Below are 17298 nucleotides of genomic sequence, written 5' to 3'. Positions count from 1 at the left end.
ATATTTAACGCATTTACTTGAATATCCTTGCCAACAGCAGGACAAATAAAGAGATCAGTATGGTGGACGCAAAGGGGAAGGAAAAATTACGGCCAAACAGTTTGAAACGCACATCCCCCGGCAAACGGCCTATGCCCAGCTTTTCCAGCCAGGGCAACAAGCTGGAAAAAACCACGACGGCGAGAAAGATGGTCAATACCCAGCGTAACAAAACCTGCTCCTGTTTCTTCGGTTTAATTTCCCAAAGGAAATTTCCTGCATTGCAAATTCAACTGTCGGCCATCATAAGCGATGGCTACGATCAAGACGCAATAAATTTTCTGGCAATTCCATGCCATACCCCATGACCAGCACTTTGAACAACTCCCCCATTTCCGCGGGCGAAACCAGTTTTTGCAGGGCATTTGCCTTTGGCAAGTAGTCCATGACCTGCTCTGCCGAGGTGCGCGCCAATACATCGGCGATGCCTGCCGCCGTCAAAAAGCTGGCCTGGCTGGTGTAATTCAATAACTCCAGCCCTGCTGCCAGACCAGCCCTGGCCATGGCGGTAAAGTCAACATGGGCGGTGATGTCCTGCAAGCCTGGCAGATAAAATGGATCGGGATGGGCATGATGGCGGTAATGGCACATCAGGCTGCCTTGCTGGCGCTGCGGGTGATAATACTCGGCAGCTGGGAAACCATAATCTATCAGTATCGCTGCTGCTGGCTTGCCGCTGGCGAGCAGCATGGATGCCAGGCTATGCATGAAACCGCTGGAGATCGCATGGACTTCCGTCAGATAACCGACCGGCAATTCATCTGCATTAGGGATTTGCGCAGTCTTGTCAGGACTGCAGGCCTGTGGCTGTTCGCGGAAAATCAGTCTTGGCATGCTGTCCTCGTCCACCACTGCCACTCCGACTTCATGCCAGCCATCAGCTGTCTTGATAACAAGGTCAACCGGCATGGCATCGAGCACCTCATTCCCCAGCACCAGGCCGGAAAAAGAGTCTGGCATTTTTTGCAACCATTGCACTTGTGGGAAGTCTTTCAGCAATTCTTCCTGACGTGCACGCAGTTCGCCAGACAATTCCACGATAAAATAGCGCTCTATCGCGATTCCAGACAATTGACATTCCGACAAAAAATCCAAGGCAAGCTTGCCCGTGCCTGCACCGAACTCCATGACTTCGGCTGCAGTTTGACTGAATAACTGACTTGCCAACCTGGCCAGGGTGGCTCCAAATAGCGGCGACATTTCCGGTGCGGTTGTAAAATCACCGTCTTTGCCTAATTTTGTGGCACCACCGCTGTAATAACCAAGGTCAGGCGCATACAGCGCCAGTTCCATGTAGCGCGAAAACGGTATCCAGCCCTGATGTTGATGGATGTCGTCGATAATCAGTTGTTGCAAAGCAGATGAAGCGGCCAGCGCATCATCGCCTGGCACAGGTAGAGATAATTTATGCATAGCCGCATTGTATTGAAAACGCAGTACCCCTTGTCAAGAATTTCCATGAGAGACGTATGAGCAGCAATAGCCGCACAAACCGCACAGCACTGATCACCGGTGCCGCCAAACGCATAGGGCGGCATATCGCCCTGCATATGGCGCGGCAGGGTTGGGATATTCTTGTCCATTATGGCAATTCGGCAGTGGAAGCGCAGACCCTGGTGACAGAAATCCAGGCACTGGGCCGCCGCGCCCATGCCTTGCAGGCAGACCTGGCAGATGAAACAGCAACGCACGCATTGTTACCCGCAGCGATAGCCGCGATGGGCAAGATAGATTGCATCGTCAATAATGCCTCGCTGTTTGCAGAAGATGATGTGCACAGCTTCAGCCACGCCAGCCTGGACAGGCATATGCATGCCAATCTGGCCGCACCCATCATACTGGCGCAAGCACTGCATGCGGCAACAGCAGATGGCGAGCAAACCTGCGTCATCAATCTGCTGGATCAAAAGCTGTACAACCTGAACCCCGATTTTTTGTCTTACACCCTGTCCAAAGCAGCACTGCTATGTGCGACCACGACACTGGCGCAGGCGCTGGCGCCTAAAGTGCGTGTAGTTGGCGTTGCACCCGGCATCACCATGGAATCCGGTCATCAAAGCACGGCAGATTTCCAGCAGGCACACCAGGTCACGCCATTGGGCAGGTCCAGCACGCCTGAAGATATTGCCCGCACAGTCTGTTTTCTGGCTGATAGCCCTGCCATGACAGGCACCACCATCCTCGTTGATGGCGGCCAGCACCTTATTCCCTTGCAGCGCGATGTCATGTTTTTGGCGACTGCAAACCAAGCTATTTCACCTTAATCCCGGGACCACCATGTTATCCATCCTGCACCACCCCCAGCTCTCAGACTGCCGCCGCCTGTTCTTGCGCAATTATGAAATCTCCATCAACATCGGCGTACATGAGTTCGAGAAAAAGGGCGAGCAACGCGTGCTCTTCAATGTGGACCTGTATATCCCGTTGGCCCTGTCCACACCCAAGGATGACCAGCTGGAAGAAGTCGTCGATTATGATTTCATGCGTTGCACCATAGCCGACCGCATTTCCAAAGGCCATGTACACCTGCAGGAAACCCTGTGTGATGATGTCGCCACGATCATGCTGGCACATCCTAAAGTACGCGCAGTACGCATCTCTACCATGAAGCCTGATGTCTACGCAGATTGTGAAGGCGTAGGGGTAGAAGTATTCAAGATCAAAACAGATATTTAAACACTATCATGCAAGCCCTTACTGAAACACTCACTGAAACATTGACGAACGCCCCGGCCGAAGTAAAAGCCACGGTCAAGTCACAAGAAAAAATCACCTACGAAAACAATAAGCTGCACAAGCGCTTATGCCGTCTGGTTGGCCAGGCGATAGGTGATTTCAATATGATAGAAGAAGGCGACAAGGTCATGGTGTGCCTGTCTGGTGGCAAAGACAGTTATGCCCTGCTGGATATACTGATGACACTGCGCGAACGTGCGCCCATCAATTTCGATATCGTCGCGGTCAATCTCGATCAAAAGCAACCGAACTTCCCTGACCATATCCTGCCAGCCTATCTGGAAAAATTGGGCATACCCTATCATATAGAAAACCAGGATACCTATAGCATAGTCAAACGCCTGATCCCTGAGGGCAAGACGACTTGCTCACTGTGCTCACGCCTGCGCCGTGGTATTTTGTATCGCGTGGCTGATGAACTGGGGGCCACCAAGATCGCGCTTGGCCATCATCGTGACGATATCCTGGAAACTTTTTTCCTGAACATGTTCTTTGGTGGCAAACTCAAGGGCATGCCCGCCAAGCTGCAATCTGACGACGGCAAACACATCGTCATTCGCCCTCTGGCCTATGTCAAAGAGTCGGATACTGAACGCTATGCAGAAGTCAAAAACTTCCCCATCATCCCCTGCGATTTATGCGGCTCACAAGAGAATCTGCAACGCAAGCAAATCAAGGGACTGATGCGTGAATGGGACAAAAAATTCCCTGGCCGCGTGGACAATATCTTTGCATCATTATCGACCGTCGCACCCTCACATCTGATGGACAAGAACTTGTTCAACTTCAAGGATTTGAAAATCGATGGTGAGGCGAATCCGAATGGTGACATCGCTTTTGATGATGAGCCTTGCGCGACACCGGCTGCGGGTGTGATTTCTTTGCACCTAGATCAGGATTAAGCTGTAATTTGTAAAAACACAGGCTGCTTGCTGGCAGCCTATGTTTCATTCAAAACTATCAAGCTATTCTGTTGCCCGCTTTCCATACCCCCATGACTACGGGTATGCCACTGACAACGCGTACACGCATGTAGTCAGCCCGCAATCCCACAGCAATCTCCCCTCTGTCATGCAGACCTACCATGCGCGCCGGATTGCGTGTCACGGTCGCCATAGCCTTGGGCAAGTTAAAGCCTTCATTTTGCAGCAGGAAAGCTGCATGCAAGAGGCTGGCTGGTACATAGTCTGAAGAGAGTACATCCAGCAAATCCAGCCTGGCCAGTTCTGCTGCCGATACATTGCCGGAATGTGAACCACCTCGCACCATATTCGGTGCGCCCATGATGATGCCCAAGCCCTGTTCACGGGCAGCCCTGGCAGCAGCAACGGTGGTGGGAAATTCAGATATCGTCACGCCATCATCGACGCCTTCGGCCACATGTTCCACCGTTGTGTCGTCATGCGTAGCCAGCGGTACAGGCACATCCAGTTCACGGCAACTGGCGACGATGGCGCGGCGGTTGGAGGCGGCATAAGCCACTTGCCTGAGCAGCAAACGCTCCAGCATGGAATCGACTTTTTCTTCACTCCAGCCACGCTTGCCGGATACATAAACGCGGTAATGTGTCAGGTCTGTCCACTGTCTTTGGCCGGGCGTATGATCCATCAGGGAAACCAGCTTCAGGCGCTCGTCATGCAGATAAGGGGCGAACATATCCAGCAAGCCTTCTTCTGCCAGCTCCAGGCGCATGTGCAGGAAGTGGTCTGCCCGCAAGATGCCTGAATCTGCCGCCATGCGCAAACCTTGAGTGCAGGAATCGAGAGTGTCATTGCGCAGGCTGTCAGAATCGATATCACCGACTGAAATTGCATCAAGCACGGTCGTGATGCCGGACGCAGTGATCTGGGCATCATGCGCCAGTATCGCAGGCAGTGTAGGCCAGACTACCTTGGGACGTGGCATCAGGTGTTTTTCCAGATTGTCTGTATGCAGCTCCACCATGCCGGGCAAGAGATAATCACCCTGCCAGTCATCTGTATCTGTGACACTGGAAGCACGCGCCGCTTCAGACAAATCAGCTATCCTGCCCTGCTCTACCAGCATGGAGCCACTGATGACTTCATCGGCCAAAACAATTTTTGCGTTTTCTATTCTGGTCATCATGCTGCCACCAAAGAGACTGCTGCGGGGATGGAAAAAATTCTGGTCGCCAGTGCCTGACGCACCACTTCATCATGGAAGATGCCGACGACAGCAGCGCCGCGTTCGCGTGCGGCATTGATCATGTCGATGACAGTAGTGCGATTGGCTTCATCCAGTGAGGCAGTTGGTTCATCAAGCAAGAGTATGGGGTAATCGCAGATCATGGTGCGGGCAATATTCACGCGCTGTTGTTCACCACCAGAAAAAGTCGCAGGCGGGATTTGCCACAGGCGCCTGGGTATGCGCAGGCGTGACAATAATTCTTCTGCCCGTTCATAGGCAGCCTGCTTTTCCACGCCGCGCATGAGCAAGGGTTCCGCCACCAGATCGAGCGTGCTGATGCGGGGTATCACACGCAGGAACTGTGTCACGAAACCCAGGGTACTATGCCTGACTGCCAGCACCTGTTGTGCAGGTGCCGATTGCACATCGACCCAGCCACCGTCATCCGCATCACCCTTATGCCAAACATTTACGCTGCCACTGCTGGCACGGTAATTCGCATACAGGCAGCGCAGCAGGGTACTCTTGCCTGCACCTGAGGGCGCATGGATGACTACACATTCACCAGCATCTACCTGCATGTCGATTTTGGAAAGGATGGACATTTCCTGCCCGCCTTGCAGATGCAGGGTAAAGTCCTTGGAAAGACCTTCAACTACGATACGTTTCAACATGTATTCCTCAAGCCTGCAAGACGGATGACACCAGCAACTGGGTGTAAGGATGCTGCGGATCATCGAGTACCTGATCAGTCAAACCCTCTTCGACTACCTGCCCCTGACGCATGACCATGAGACGGTGCGCCAGCAAACGCGCCACCGCCAAATCATGGGTGACGATGACAGCTGCCACCTGCAATTGCGATACCAGCTGACGCAATAAATCCAGCAGACGGGCCTGCACGGAAACATCGAGGCTGGCCGTCGGCTCATCCATGAAAATCAGACGCGGTTTGGTCACCAGGTTGCGGGCGATCTGCAAACGCTGTTGCATGCCGCCTGAAAAATCACGCGGCAAGTCATCTATGCGGGCAGCATCAATTTCCACCCTGTGCAACCAGTCCTGCGCTTCGGCGCGTATCTGACCATAATGGCGGGCACCGACGGCCATCAGGCGCTCACCGACATTGGCACCGGCAGAGACTTCTACCCGTAGACCATCCCTGGCACTCTGGTGAACAAAGCCCCAGTCAGTGCGTGCCAGCAAGCGGCGGCGTGCCTCGCTGATGGTGAACAATTCCACCACGCCTTCATCGCGGGTATTGAACAAGACTTCGCCCCGCTCTGGCTGTAACTGGCCTGCCAGGCAATTCAGCAATGTGGATTTTCCGGAGCCGGATTCACCGACTATGCCCAGCACTTCACCCGGATACAGCCTCAAGTTGACTTGTTCGCAAGCCGTCTTGCCGCCATAAAATTTACTGACATTGCGTGCCTGCAGCAGGGGCAAAGTATTGTTGCCATTGTTATTGCTCATGCCTGTTCTTCCCTGCGCGTGCGGCAATAATCAGTATCGCTGCAAACAAACATGCGTGAACCCTGATCATCGACAATGACTTCGTCAAGGAAGCTGTCATTCGCATCACACATGGCACAGCGGTGATCCCAGTGTTCTATCTCGAATGGATAATCTTCAAAGTCCAGGCTCTTCACAGGCGTGTAAGGTGGCACGGCATAGATGCGTTTTTCGCGACCGGCACCGAATAATTGCAGAGCGTGATTGTTATCCATCTTGGGGTTATCAAACTTGGGTATCGGTGAAGGGCGCATCAGATAGCGCTCGTTGACGATGACAGGATAATCATAAGCAGTTTCTATCTTGCCCAGCCTGGCAATATCTTCATACAGTTTGACGCTCATGAGGCCATAGTCAGCCATCGCATGGTATTTGCGTGTTTCTGTTTCGCTGGGTTCCAGCCAGCGCAGGGGTTCAGGGATAGGCACCTGATACACCATGATCTGGCCTTCAGCCAAAGGTGTTTCCGGGATGCGGTGGCGGGTTTGTATGACAGTTGCTGCTGTGGTCTTTTTCGTCGTCGCCACACCCGTGGTGCGACGGAAGAAGCGGCGTATATTGACCGCATTGGTGGTGTCGTCAGACCCCTGATCGATGACTTTCAAGACATCATCCTGGCCTATGATGGCGGCAGTGACTTGAATGCCACCCGTACCCCAGCCATAAGGCAAGGGCATCTCACGCCCGCCGAATGGCACCTGGTAACCAGGTATGGCAACTGCTTTTAAAATGGCACGCCTGATCATGCGCTTGGTTTGCTCATCGAGATAGGCAAAATTATAGCCAGCTTCAGGCTCAGTCCTGGCAGGCGCGGCTTGCTCTGTAGTCTCTTGATATTCCTGAGTTTCCATGGTGTCCATCTCCATCATCATGCAGCCTTCTTGCCGGATTTTTCAGCGACTTGTTCATCTGCTGCTTCAAGCTTGCCAGCTTCAGCAGCCTTGGCATCAATGGCTACGCGTATGCCACGCAAGAGGCTGAGTTCGGCCTGGAAATCCACATAATGCGGCAGCTTCAGATGCTGCAAAAAGCCGGATGCTTCTACATTGTCGGCGTGGTAGAGGACGAATTCTTCCATCTGTGCCGGTGCTGTGATTTCTTCTTTCAATTCACTGGCGCGCAAGGCACGATCTACCACGCCCATGGCCATGGTCTTGCGCTCGCAATGACCAAAGCCCAGGCCATAACCGCGGGTGAACTTAGGTGCTTCATTTTGTGAGCCGACGAATTGGTTCACCATCTGGCATTCAGTGATATCGATCTCACCTATGTCGATGGCAAAACCCAGTTCTTCAGGCACGACTTGCACGCTGACCTTGCCATAACGTATCTCGCCAGCAAAGGGATGGTTGCGGGCATAACCGCGCTGGGTGGAATAGGCCAGCGCCAGCAAGAAACCTTCATCACCACGGGCCAGGCTTTGCAGGCGCAGGGCACGGCTGGCGGGGAATTGCAGAGGTTCACGTGTCAGGTCAAAAGGCTCAGGATCACCTTCAGGTATCAGTTCAGGTTCGATTAAACCTTCTGCATTCAAGAAGTCGAGTACACGCGGGCAAGCTTCTGCTGTTATGTTTTCCTGCGCCACAGGCTCAGACTCACCACTACTCATGGCTTCTGCCGTCAGTGAAAAATCGAGCAGGCGCTGTGTGTAATCATAAGTAGCCCCCAATACCTGGCCACCCGGCACATCCTTGAAAGTCGCCGAGATGCGTCTTTGTATCAGCATATTGGCGGTATCCACAGGCACGGTCGCCATCAGGCGTGGCAAGGTTGTGCGGTAGGCACGCAGCAGGAAGATGGCTTCGATCAAATCACCACTGGCTTGCTTGATGGCGAGTGCCGCCAGATCTTTGTCATACAGCGATGCCTCACCCATGACGCGGGCCACGGCCAATGACATTTGCTCACGTATCTGGGCGATGCTGAGTTCTGGTACAGCAGTATCGCCACGGCGCATTTTCGCCAGCGCTTCATAGGACTGCGCAATGGCTTTTTCGCCACCTTTGACGGCTACGTACATGGCAACTCCTCAGACTGCACTGCTGCTATCTTGCTGGTGCGTGGTAAACCCAGTACTGCGTCGCCACTGCAAAAAATCACATCCACACCTTGCGGGAAAGCGGCATGATTGATCTGCCATTTGCTGACAAAATCTGCGGGCAAGCCACTGATGCATATGCTGCGCTTATCCTTGATACCGGGGCCAGTGAGCTGGTATTCAGTACCATTGGAAAAATCATCCACTTGTATCAGCAAGGTCGCGGACTTGTCCGGGTAAGTCATGCTGCCCTGGGCAAAGCCCTGCAAATCCAGTTGCAGTAATGAGCTACCCAGTACTGCAAAATTTGCTGAGGATTTTTCATGTACCAGCGGCAGGCCACAATGGAAGCGCAGATAAGTACGCACCGCATCATTATCCAGCTCATCTGCCAACCAGGCTGTGGTTTCATAATCCATCAGGGCCAGGCAGGCTGCTGCTGTCGCCATATGCAGAGGAGCAGGGGCTTGCAGGTTCACCCTGAGTTGCTGGATAGTGCCAGGCTCTGACAAGGCTTTCAGCAAACTACGGAAAACAGTCTGCGCATCCTGAACCGTGTCTTCCCATGCGGGCAAAAGTTGCTGCATGGATGACGCTGCAGTTTCCAGTGTATATGTCATGCATCTTCTCCTCTGACCATGGTCATGAATTCCACCCTGGTGGCTTGCGCTTCAGCCTGTAATTGTTCACGCTTCTGTTGCAACAACAACTCCAGTGGCTTGATGACATTTTCTTCGACCACTAGCCTGTGTTCGCCTTGCATCAGGGCATCAAAAATCGCAGCCCATTCTGCATGACGCTGGTCGCGGCCAGCCACATAGGCCACGCCAGTTTCACCCGTCGCCAGACGCAGGGCACAGCGCGTCACGGACATTTCACCGAGATTGAACTGGCTGCCACTGCCACCGGTTCTGGCACGCACCATCGCCAGGCCAGTCTCAGGTTTTCTTAACCATAAATAGGAAGGCAGTTCACCGAACTGGCGCGCACTGGCAGCCAGTTCTGGCGCAGGCGTTTTCGCCAGTATGGACATCCAGCGGGCGCGCTCTTGCTGGGCAGAGTTGGGGGTTTGGTCAACATTCATAGCCCCATATTACAGCAGGCTTAGATGAAGTCTTGATGACATCTGAGCTGGAATTTTCTTGTCAATTTCCAGTCACATTTCGGGTTTATGATTTGTCATCGCGACCAAGGGGATCAGGATGGAAACGCATATCGCAATACAAGGTGGCAAGTATCTGCAACAAGACCAGAACGGTCACGCTGGCTGGTCTGAAGACAGCCTGTATCTGCAAGGTTTACACATTGCCAGCACAGGCAGCAATCACTTCCAACACCATGACAAGCAACAGTTTTTTGATGCCACAGGTTTGCTGATACTGCCCGGTCTGGTTGATATCCATGGTGATGCTTTTGAGCGCCAGTTACAGCCGCGCCCGGCCACCAGTTTTGCCTACAATATTGCCTTCGCCGACACAGACAGACAACTGATCAGCAATGGCATTACCACCGCCTGCCATGGCCTGACCTTTTCATGGGAAGGTGGTTTGCGCGGACGTGAAGCAGCACTGGCCACACTGGAACAAATCGCAACACAAAAGTCCCGTGTGCATGCCGATCATCTGATACATCTGCGTTTTGAAAACCACCATCTCGATGGCTTACATGATGCATTGAACTGGATAGAATCTGGCCTGATTGCTTTCTTTGTCTTCAACGAACATCTGCCATCCATCTTGAAGAAAAGTGCATCCCCAGAAAAACTGGTGACCTATGCTGAACGCGCACGTTGTGACGTTGCAGGCTTTCTGGAACGTCTGCACAAGGCGCAATCACGCTCACCCAAAGTAGCGCAGACGATCAGCCAGTTGGCTGCAGCTTGCCGCCAACACGGCATCGCCATGGCATCGCACGATGATGAAACCCGCATGGACAGGGAGCGCTTCCAGGAACTGGGCGTCGATGTCAGTGAATTCCCTAAGACCGAAGAAGCCTTGCAGGCGGCTAAAGCCCTGGGCAACCATGTCGTCATGGGTGCGCCAAATGTCTTGCTCGGTGGCAGCCATTGCGGTGGCTTATCAGCCAGCGATGCGATACGCCGTGGCCTGTGTGACACGCTGGCATCTGACTATTACTATCCAGCCTTGCTGCATGCGCCTTTCCACCTGGAACAGGAAGATGTTTGCAGCCTGGCGCAGGCATGGCAACTGGTATCATTGAACCCTGCCCGCGTACTGGGCTTGCATGACAGGGGCAATATCGCTGCTGGCCAACGCGCCGACATTCTCATGATAGAAAAACAGGCTGATGGCAGTCCGCGTCTGATCGCCACCATCGCAGCAGGCAAGCTGGTATTTTGCGCCGAGCCGCAACGCCTGCAATATCAACAGCCTCTGGAACTGGCAGCCTGATGCGCTACGCCCTCTACTTTTCCCCGGCACCGGACAGCCCATGGTGGCAGGCCGGTGCCAACTGGTTGGGACGCGATCCCATGCACGCAGGGAAAATACCACAAGCACACATTAACGGCGTGCCAGATATCCTGCTCAGCCAGCTCACAAGTGAAGCCCGACGTTATGGTTTTCATGCGACGCTGAAAGCCCCATTCAACTTGCTCGAAGGCTTCCAGGAAGCAGACCTGATACAGATGGCCAGCGCTTTTGCCCAGGTGCAGCCCGTCATCAGCATCCGGGAAATGCAGATACGCATGATGGGTAACTTTCTGGCAATGCGCCCGCAAGGTGATGAAGCCGAAATCAATGCTCTGGCCATGCGGTGTGTCAGTTATTTTGACTTGTTACGCCGCGCCCCTGATGCGGCTTATCTGACCAAGCGCCGTCATGCCGGTCTCAGTGCAAGGCAGGAAGCGCTATTACAGCAATGGGGTTACCCATACACGGAAGAAGAATATCGCTTCCACCTCACACTCAGCGACGACTTGCTGGATGTGGATGCCGATGCACAATACGCCTTGCGCAAGGCAGCAGAACAGCAGTTCTCGCGCCTGCTCGACAATGCACCTCTTGACATTGATGCGCTGACGATATTCCGTGAAGAGCGGCCTGGTGCGCCTTTGAATTTCTGGATGCGCTTCCCCTTCCAGGCCAGGGTGCAGCAAAAATCTCTGCCTGCCGCTGGCCGTCTGTATTTTGTCGTTGGCCCCTCAGGCGCTGGCAAGGATACCCTGCTGCACTGGGTCAAAGAAAATCTGCCCGCCAATGCCACCCTGGAATTTGCGCAACGTGCTATCACCCGCCCCGCCCATGACAGTGAAGCGCATGAAGTATTGAATCAGGAAGCCTATTGGCAGGCTGCTGCTGCCGGTCACTTTTGCATGCAGTGGCAAGCCAATGGACTATGCTATGGCATACGCAGGAACGTAGAAGCCAAGCTCAAATGCGGCCAGGATGTCATCGTCAATGGTTCGCGTGAATACCTGCCACAATTGCGCCAGCTATTCCCGGATGCGCGCATTATCTGGATCATGGCTGACCCTGAGCAAATCAGGCAGCGCATGGAAAAACGCCAGCGTGAATCTGGTGCAGCCTTGCTGAACCGTCTTGACCGCGGATTGAAATTTACTGTGCCTGATGACCAGGATATTATCTGCATAGACAATAGCGGCCCTATACATGTGGCTGGGCAGAAGCTGCTAAAGATATTTGCCAAAGAATAGTCAGAGACTATCACATGGTAGTCAACAGGCACTGCTTTAGTCTGACTTATGCTGTTTCTGTCTGGGCGAATTCCAGACTCAGCTTTTCCATCATCACGACGAAGACTTGCAAGTCCACAGTCTTTGCACCGACTATTTTTGCAGCGTCATCCCAATGCCGCAACCTGACTGCATCTTCTGCATATTGCTGGCCTATGAATTCAGTTGCTTGCGTCACTGAGTATGGACCACCCTGCCAGATCAGGCTGCGCTGTGACGCATGGGACAAACCAGACCAGTACAGGGGATCTGCCGCGCACAAGTAACGCTTGGCATCGACATGCATGCGTATCGGTTCTGTTACATCCTTGTCAAACAACTCCGCCAGCAACAAGGCTGCCAGTTCGCCGTGCGGGAAGGTCTCATCCGTTTCATCGTCAGCCATATGCGCCAAGTCATGCAAAAGCGCGGCGATGACCAGGGAATCGCTTGCACCTTCTTCCATGGCCAGGCTGGCGCATTGCAAAGCATGCTCCAATTGCGTGATCGCTTCGCCGCCATACAAACCACCGGCACGGTTTTGCAACCAGTCTATGACTTGCGGGAGGTTGATCCCTTGAACAATTTGGTGTTTCTGTGTTTGCATATCAGCTATATCCGCTATATATCAGATAAAAACTTTTCTGAGACGGGAAGAAATCACATCTATCATGCTGACGGTCAGCACAATCATCAATAAAACGGCACAGGTTTGCGCATACTGAAAAGCGCGTATGACTTCCCACAAGATCACGCCTATACCACCGGCACCAACCATACCGACCACAGTGGCAGAACGTACATTTGATTCAAAGCGATACAGAGCGAACGATACCCACAGCGGCATCACCTGGGGCAGGACACCATAGACTATTTCTTCCAGCGCATGCGCACCAGTGGCACGTATACCTTCTACTGGCTGCGGATCTATCGCCTCAACGGCTTCAGAAAACAGTTTGGACAAGATGCCGGTCGTGTGCACAAACAAGGCCAGTACACCGGCAAAAGGACCAAGGCCAACGGCCACCACAAACAGCATGGCGAATACCATTTCATTAATGGCACGCGCAGCATCCATCAGGCGCCGCACAGGCTGACTGACCCAGGCTGGTGCAATATTCGACGAACTCAGCAAACCCAAAGGAATTGCACAGACCACGGCCAAAGCGGTGCCCCAGGCCGCAATCTGTAAAGTCACCAACAGCTCTTGTAAGTAAATTCGCCATTCATGGAAGTCTGGCGGAAAAAAGCTGGCAGCATAAGTCAGCATATTGCCGCTGTCGCGCAGTAATTCCAGAGGACGCATGTCAGCGCCCTGCCATGACATGGCAAGAATGGCGAGGACTATGCCCCAGACCAATAATTTACCGGTGTCACGCTTCGGTGCTTCCGGCAAATTCATGACGACTTGCGGGCGGGCTGTTGGTGTGATGTTCATGCTATCAAGACTTGGCGATGTCATTCAGTTTGCGGTTGATGTCGTCAAGCTTTACTTTCTTTTCATCTGCATTCAGGGCTACATCAGCTTCGATCTTGATTTTTTCCTTGAACAATTCAAGCTGGCGTATTGGCTTCAATTGGGCATTACTGGAATCCTGGAAGCCACCCAAAGTCAGCTTGTTCAGCTGCGCTTTTTCACGTGTTGCGTCAACGCCATTCTTGCCATAGCTGATAAAGAAATCCTTGATCTTGTTTTTAACATCGGCTGGCAAGTCTTTACGCCATACCAAAGGATCAGAGGCGATCAGAGGTGATTTCCAGACCTGACGTAACTGGCTGGCTGTTTCTGGCTGGCGCGCCTTGATACGATCCAGCACGTCGGAGCTATGGACAGCCGCATCTACCTGCTTGTTGGCCACGGCCAGGATATTGGTTTCATGATTGGCGCCACGCACAGTCTTGAAAGCTGTCTTGGGATTCACATTGTTTTGCGCGAAAACATAATAGCTGGGCACCAGGAAGCCAGAAGTAGAGTTTGGATCACCTATGCCAAAATTGAGGTTTTTGGCATTTTTCAAGACGTCTTCCACAGTTTGATAAGGGCTGTCTTTATGCACGCTGATCATGCTGTAATAACCCAAAGTACCATCGGCATTCACCGTTTGCGCAAACACTTCAGAATTGGCACGGTCAACAGCTTCGATAGCCGATTTGTTACCCACCCAGGCGAATTGCACTTTATTGAAACGCATGCCTTCGATAACGCCGGCATAGTCAGGAGCAAAGAAGGCATTGATCTTGATGCCCAGTTTTTTGCTCATATCATCCAACACTGGCTGCCAGTCTTGTTTCAGGTTTTGTGAAGACTCGGTAGAGATGATGCCAAAGTTCAAAGTCTTGACTGCATCTTCTGCCATGACAGCATTGGCAGTTGCGGCCATCACCAGGCCCAGGGTCAGACTGCGCACGAATTGACGAAACATGGAAATACTCCTGAAGGGTAAAGAAACTCAGGCGGCAGCCGCGAGAGTGGGTAAAGAGAGGGTATCGGCAACAGGCGTGGCGTTAGCAGTATTGACTGGTACAGGATTGAGCAATTCTTCTGCCTCAGCACCATACAGGTCGCGCAACATGGCCACCGTCAGTTCGCTGGATGGGCCGTCATAGACGACACGGCCACGCGAGAGTGCAACAGTGCGCGGGCAAAAACGAAAAGCCACATCAACCTGGTGCAGAGATACCACCACCGTCGTACCATCCTGGCGATTCAAATCAGCCAGGGTCTGCATGACGCGGCGTGCAGATTCAGGGTCCAGCGAGGCTATTGGTTCATCTGCCAGAATGACCTTGGCTTGCTGAACTATGGTGCGGGCAATCGCTGCACGCTGTTGCTGGCCGCCAGACAAGGCCGATGCGCGCTTGTAAGCATGTTCAGCGATACCCACACGCGCCAGCGCGGCCAGACCCAAAGCTTTTTCTTCTTTTGTAAAAATACGGAAACAACTGCGCCACAGCGGGATGCGGGCGATGCCACCAGTGAGAACATTGGTCAGCACAGGCAAACGTCCGACCAGATTGAATTGCTGGAATACAAAGCCGATTTGCGAACGCAGGTGACGTATCTGCCTGCCGACCACACCATTCGCCTGCAAGACTTGCTCGCCGAGACGAATATCATTCTTGTCGGCATTGGCTGTGATCAGGCCAGAGATATGACGCAATAAAGTTGATTTGCCAGAACCGGAAGCACCGATGAGCGCGACCATTTCACCAGGCGCAAAAGTCAGGGCAATATTATCCAGCGCCTGATAGCCACCTTTAAAGGTTTTGGAAATCCCGTTGATTTCTATCTTCATCGCATTTACCCCGCCTGGACAATTGAGCTAATCCACGGGAGTATTGGACAAGAATATGTCAGGCGTATGAAGGCAAGATTACAGGACGATGAAACGACGACATTCCCACACAAAAAACAGCGAATTTGCCGTCAGACAAATCCGCTGTTTTCAACTATTGTAGTCGGGCAAAATATTCCTGATCAGGCTTTACTGCCATCCAGGCTCCAGCCACCGCTGCCATGTATCAGGACATACAGCAGGCCACCCGCCATGGAGATATTCTTCATGAAATGTATCATCTGGTTTTGCGCCACATCTGCTGGAACACCCCAGAAATTATGGAAGATGAAAGCTGCTGCCAGTGTGAACAAGATCATTGCCGCTGCAGCCCAGCGTGCACGCCAGCCAACGATGACCATGAGGCCACCACCCAGTTCCACCACGATGGCAGCAATTGCGCCCAACGCTGGCAAAGGCAGTCCCTTGCTGGCGATATAGCCTACGGTTTGCTCAAAGCCGGATATCTTGCTGGCACCGGATGCCACGAAGATCAAGGCGATCAAGACGCGGGCAATGAAGGAACCGAAGACGGGGCCTATGGTTTCTGTTTGTTTCATTTTGTTTTCCTTACATGTAGAATTTATTTTGTTCGTTAGTAATGTCGTAGGTTGGGCCGGGCCTCGCTAGGCTACGATTTACCAGCCCAACACTAGGCCTCTGCAAACGTGTACGTCATTTAAGCGCCGAGTGTTGGCCTGATAAGGCGTAGCCTAGCGAGGCCCGGCCCAACCTACAACTGATTTTTTGTTCTCGAAATAACTAATGCTTCGTGAGTGCTGAGTGAGCGTAGCGAGCGGCGCTAGTTTGAGTTAAGAAGCACAGCCGTACTTTAGTACGGCGAGCATCGCAGGCTCAAAATCGCGTCGCGCAGTAGCTCAATCAGTGCTCACCAATTTACCTTCGCGAAAATCACTTATCGCTTTAAAAATTTCCGCCTGACTATTCATCACAAACGGCCCATACTGCACGATGGTTTCACCCAAGGGCTGACCGGCAATTAACAACAACCTGCTATCGACTTTGGCAACAATCACCACTCCATCCACATCCGGCGATTTTTTCAATATCGCCATGCGTTGCACTGGTACCTCACGCTCGCCTATCTGCACTTCACCTTCATACATATACACAAAGGCATTAAAACTGGCAGGCAGACTGTGACTAAAACTGCTACCGGCTGGCATATGTATATCCAGATACAGCGGTTGAGTGACTTCACGCTGCACGGCACCTGCCACGCCATGACTGCTACCGGCGATGATGCGTACCTTGATGCCAGCTGCTGTCAGCAATTCAGGGATGGTGTCGCTCTGGATGTCGCGGTACCAGGGGGCGATCATCTTGTATTTTGCTGGCAGGTTCAACCAAAGCTGGAAGCCTGCCATGCGGCCTTCTTCCTGTTCCGGCATTTCTGAGTGAATCACGCCACGACCTGCCGTCATCCATTGCACGCCACCGTTTTGCAACAGGCCTTCATTACCTGCACTGTCGCGGTGGCGCATGCGGCCCGCCAGCATATAGGTGATGGTTTCAAAACCACGGTGCGGATGACTGGGGAAACCGGCGATGTAGTCACCTGCCTCATCACTGCCGAAAGCATCCAGCATGAGGAAGGGGTCCAGCCGGTATTGCAGTGGCTGCGTCAATACCCGTGTCAGCTTGACACCGGCACCATCTGAAGTAGGCTGCCCGGCGACCAGTTGCTCTACCGTGCGCGATTTGCTCACGATTTCAGCCTGCTGAACTGTGTTGCTTGCAACTACATCTGTCGTTTCCATGATCCATCGTCC

Annotated in this window: 20 protein-coding genes; 5 read left to right on the top strand and 15 right to left on the bottom strand. The window is 52.9% G+C overall.

Translation table 11 applies throughout. The features are described from left to right. Positions 1-13: 13 nt before the first annotated feature. Together AC3WQT_RS16145 and AC3WQT_RS16140 are read right to left on the bottom strand one after the other, a co-directional pair. Positions 14-211 carry a DUF2905 domain-containing protein gene (locus tag AC3WQT_RS16145; RefSeq protein ID WP_492705131.1) on the bottom strand — a complete coding sequence of 66 codons (198 nt, stop codon included), beginning with the start codon at positions 209-211 and terminating at the stop codon, positions 14-16. A gap of 71 nt (positions 212-282) precedes the next feature. Next, positions 283-1452, bottom strand: a complete 1170-nt coding sequence (locus tag AC3WQT_RS16140; protein WP_492705129.1) for a class I SAM-dependent methyltransferase — start codon at positions 1450-1452, stop codon at positions 283-285. A 56-nt stretch (positions 1453-1508) separates the two neighbouring features. Here AC3WQT_RS16140 and AC3WQT_RS16135 point away from each other — a divergent pair, with 56 nt between their 5' ends. The 3 genes from AC3WQT_RS16135 to ttcA are packed head-to-tail and all read left to right on the top strand — an operon-like array spanning position 1509 to position 3677. Then, positions 1509-2303 carry an SDR family oxidoreductase gene (locus AC3WQT_RS16135; protein WP_492705128.1) on the top strand — a complete coding sequence of 265 codons (795 nt, stop codon included), beginning with the start codon at positions 1509-1511 and terminating at the stop codon, positions 2301-2303. 13 nt (positions 2304-2316) lie between these two features. After that, a complete protein-coding gene (locus AC3WQT_RS16130; protein WP_492705126.1) occupies positions 2317-2715 on the top strand; it encodes a dihydroneopterin aldolase in 399 nt (132 codons plus the stop codon). An 8-nt stretch (positions 2716-2723) separates the two neighbouring features. Next, a complete protein-coding gene (gene ttcA, locus AC3WQT_RS16125) occupies positions 2724-3677 on the top strand; it encodes a tRNA 2-thiocytidine(32) synthetase TtcA (RefSeq protein ID WP_492705124.1) in 954 nt (317 codons plus the stop codon). Between the two features lie 58 nt (positions 3678-3735). On the opposite strand, the gene AC3WQT_RS16120 is transcribed toward ttcA, so the two are convergent. From AC3WQT_RS16120 to phnG, 7 genes are read right to left on the bottom strand one after another with little or no spacing between them, the layout of a single operon-like run. Continuing rightward, positions 3736-4881, bottom strand: coding sequence for an alpha-D-ribose 1-methylphosphonate 5-triphosphate diphosphatase (locus tag AC3WQT_RS16120; RefSeq protein WP_492705123.1), 1146 nt, complete (start codon positions 4879-4881; stop codon positions 3736-3738). Next, entirely contained in the window at positions 4878-5597 is a 720-nt protein-coding gene (gene phnL / locus AC3WQT_RS16115) for a phosphonate C-P lyase system protein PhnL (RefSeq protein WP_492705121.1), read from the bottom strand. Before phnL ends, AC3WQT_RS16120 begins: the two co-directional genes overlap by 4 nt. Positions 5598-5604: 7 nt before the next feature. Then, positions 5605-6399, bottom strand: coding sequence for a phosphonate C-P lyase system protein PhnK (gene phnK, locus AC3WQT_RS16110; protein WP_492705119.1), 795 nt, complete (start codon positions 6397-6399; stop codon positions 5605-5607). Then, the gene (locus AC3WQT_RS16105; RefSeq protein WP_492705117.1) at positions 6396-7310 is read right to left on the bottom strand and encodes an alpha-D-ribose 1-methylphosphonate 5-phosphate C-P-lyase PhnJ; all 915 of its coding nucleotides are present in this window, start codon (positions 7308-7310) and stop codon (positions 6396-6398) included. Before AC3WQT_RS16105 ends, phnK begins: the two co-directional genes overlap by 4 nt. Beyond that, a complete protein-coding gene (locus tag AC3WQT_RS16100) occupies positions 7307-8458 on the bottom strand; it encodes a carbon-phosphorus lyase complex subunit (protein WP_492705116.1) in 1152 nt (383 codons plus the stop codon). The genes AC3WQT_RS16105 and AC3WQT_RS16100 overlap by 4 nt, the downstream gene beginning before the upstream one ends. Then, entirely contained in the window at positions 8449-9096 is a 648-nt protein-coding gene (gene phnH / locus AC3WQT_RS16095) for a phosphonate C-P lyase system protein PhnH (protein ID WP_492705114.1), read from the bottom strand. Before phnH ends, AC3WQT_RS16100 begins: the two co-directional genes overlap by 10 nt. Then, positions 9093-9560 carry a phosphonate C-P lyase system protein PhnG gene (gene phnG, locus AC3WQT_RS16090; protein WP_492705112.1) on the bottom strand — a complete coding sequence of 156 codons (468 nt, stop codon included), beginning with the start codon at positions 9558-9560 and terminating at the stop codon, positions 9093-9095. The genes phnH and phnG overlap by 4 nt, the downstream gene beginning before the upstream one ends. Positions 9561-9678: 118 nt before the next feature. On the opposite strand from phnG, the gene AC3WQT_RS16085 reads away from it, so the two are divergent. Continuing rightward, a complete protein-coding gene (locus tag AC3WQT_RS16085) occupies positions 9679-10887 on the top strand; it encodes an alpha-D-ribose 1-methylphosphonate 5-triphosphate diphosphatase (RefSeq protein ID WP_492705110.1) in 1209 nt (402 codons plus the stop codon). Beyond that, on the top strand, positions 10887-12152 hold the full coding sequence (phnN, locus tag AC3WQT_RS16080; RefSeq protein ID WP_492705109.1) for a phosphonate metabolism protein/1,5-bisphosphokinase (PRPP-forming) PhnN: 1266 nt from the start codon (positions 10887-10889) through the stop codon (positions 12150-12152). Before AC3WQT_RS16085 ends, phnN begins: the two co-directional genes overlap by 1 nt. A gap of 46 nt (positions 12153-12198) precedes the next feature. Here phnN and AC3WQT_RS16075 read toward each other — a convergent pair whose 3' ends face one another. From AC3WQT_RS16075 to AC3WQT_RS16050, 6 genes are all read right to left on the bottom strand, one after another. After that, positions 12199-12777 carry an HD domain-containing protein gene (locus AC3WQT_RS16075; RefSeq protein ID WP_492705108.1) on the bottom strand — a complete coding sequence of 193 codons (579 nt, stop codon included), beginning with the start codon at positions 12775-12777 and terminating at the stop codon, positions 12199-12201. Positions 12778-12798: 21 nt separating this feature from the next. Further along, complete coding sequence (phnE, locus tag AC3WQT_RS16070) at positions 12799-13572, bottom strand: phosphonate ABC transporter, permease protein PhnE (protein WP_492705638.1); 774 nt, start codon at positions 13570-13572, stop codon at positions 12799-12801. A 40-nt stretch (positions 13573-13612) separates the two neighbouring features. Further along, positions 13613-14593, bottom strand: a complete 981-nt coding sequence (phnD, locus tag AC3WQT_RS16065; RefSeq protein ID WP_492705106.1) for a phosphonate ABC transporter substrate-binding protein — start codon at positions 14591-14593, stop codon at positions 13613-13615. A 27-nt stretch (positions 14594-14620) separates the two neighbouring features. Continuing rightward, complete coding sequence (gene phnC / locus AC3WQT_RS16060) at positions 14621-15466, bottom strand: phosphonate ABC transporter ATP-binding protein (RefSeq protein WP_492705105.1); 846 nt, start codon at positions 15464-15466, stop codon at positions 14621-14623. 182 nt (positions 15467-15648) lie between these two features. Continuing rightward, entirely contained in the window at positions 15649-16065 is a 417-nt protein-coding gene (locus AC3WQT_RS16055) for a DoxX family protein (RefSeq protein ID WP_492705103.1), read from the bottom strand. Between the two features lie 318 nt (positions 16066-16383). Beyond that, complete coding sequence (locus AC3WQT_RS16050) at positions 16384-17286, bottom strand: pirin family protein (RefSeq protein ID WP_492705101.1); 903 nt, start codon at positions 17284-17286, stop codon at positions 16384-16386. Positions 17287-17298: the final 12 nt, after the last annotated feature.

The sequence above is a fragment of the Undibacterium sp. FW305-107 genome (assembly GCF_058788535.1).
Note: the sequence above shows the minus strand (reverse complement) of the source record. Positions and strands in the feature narration are given on the sequence as shown.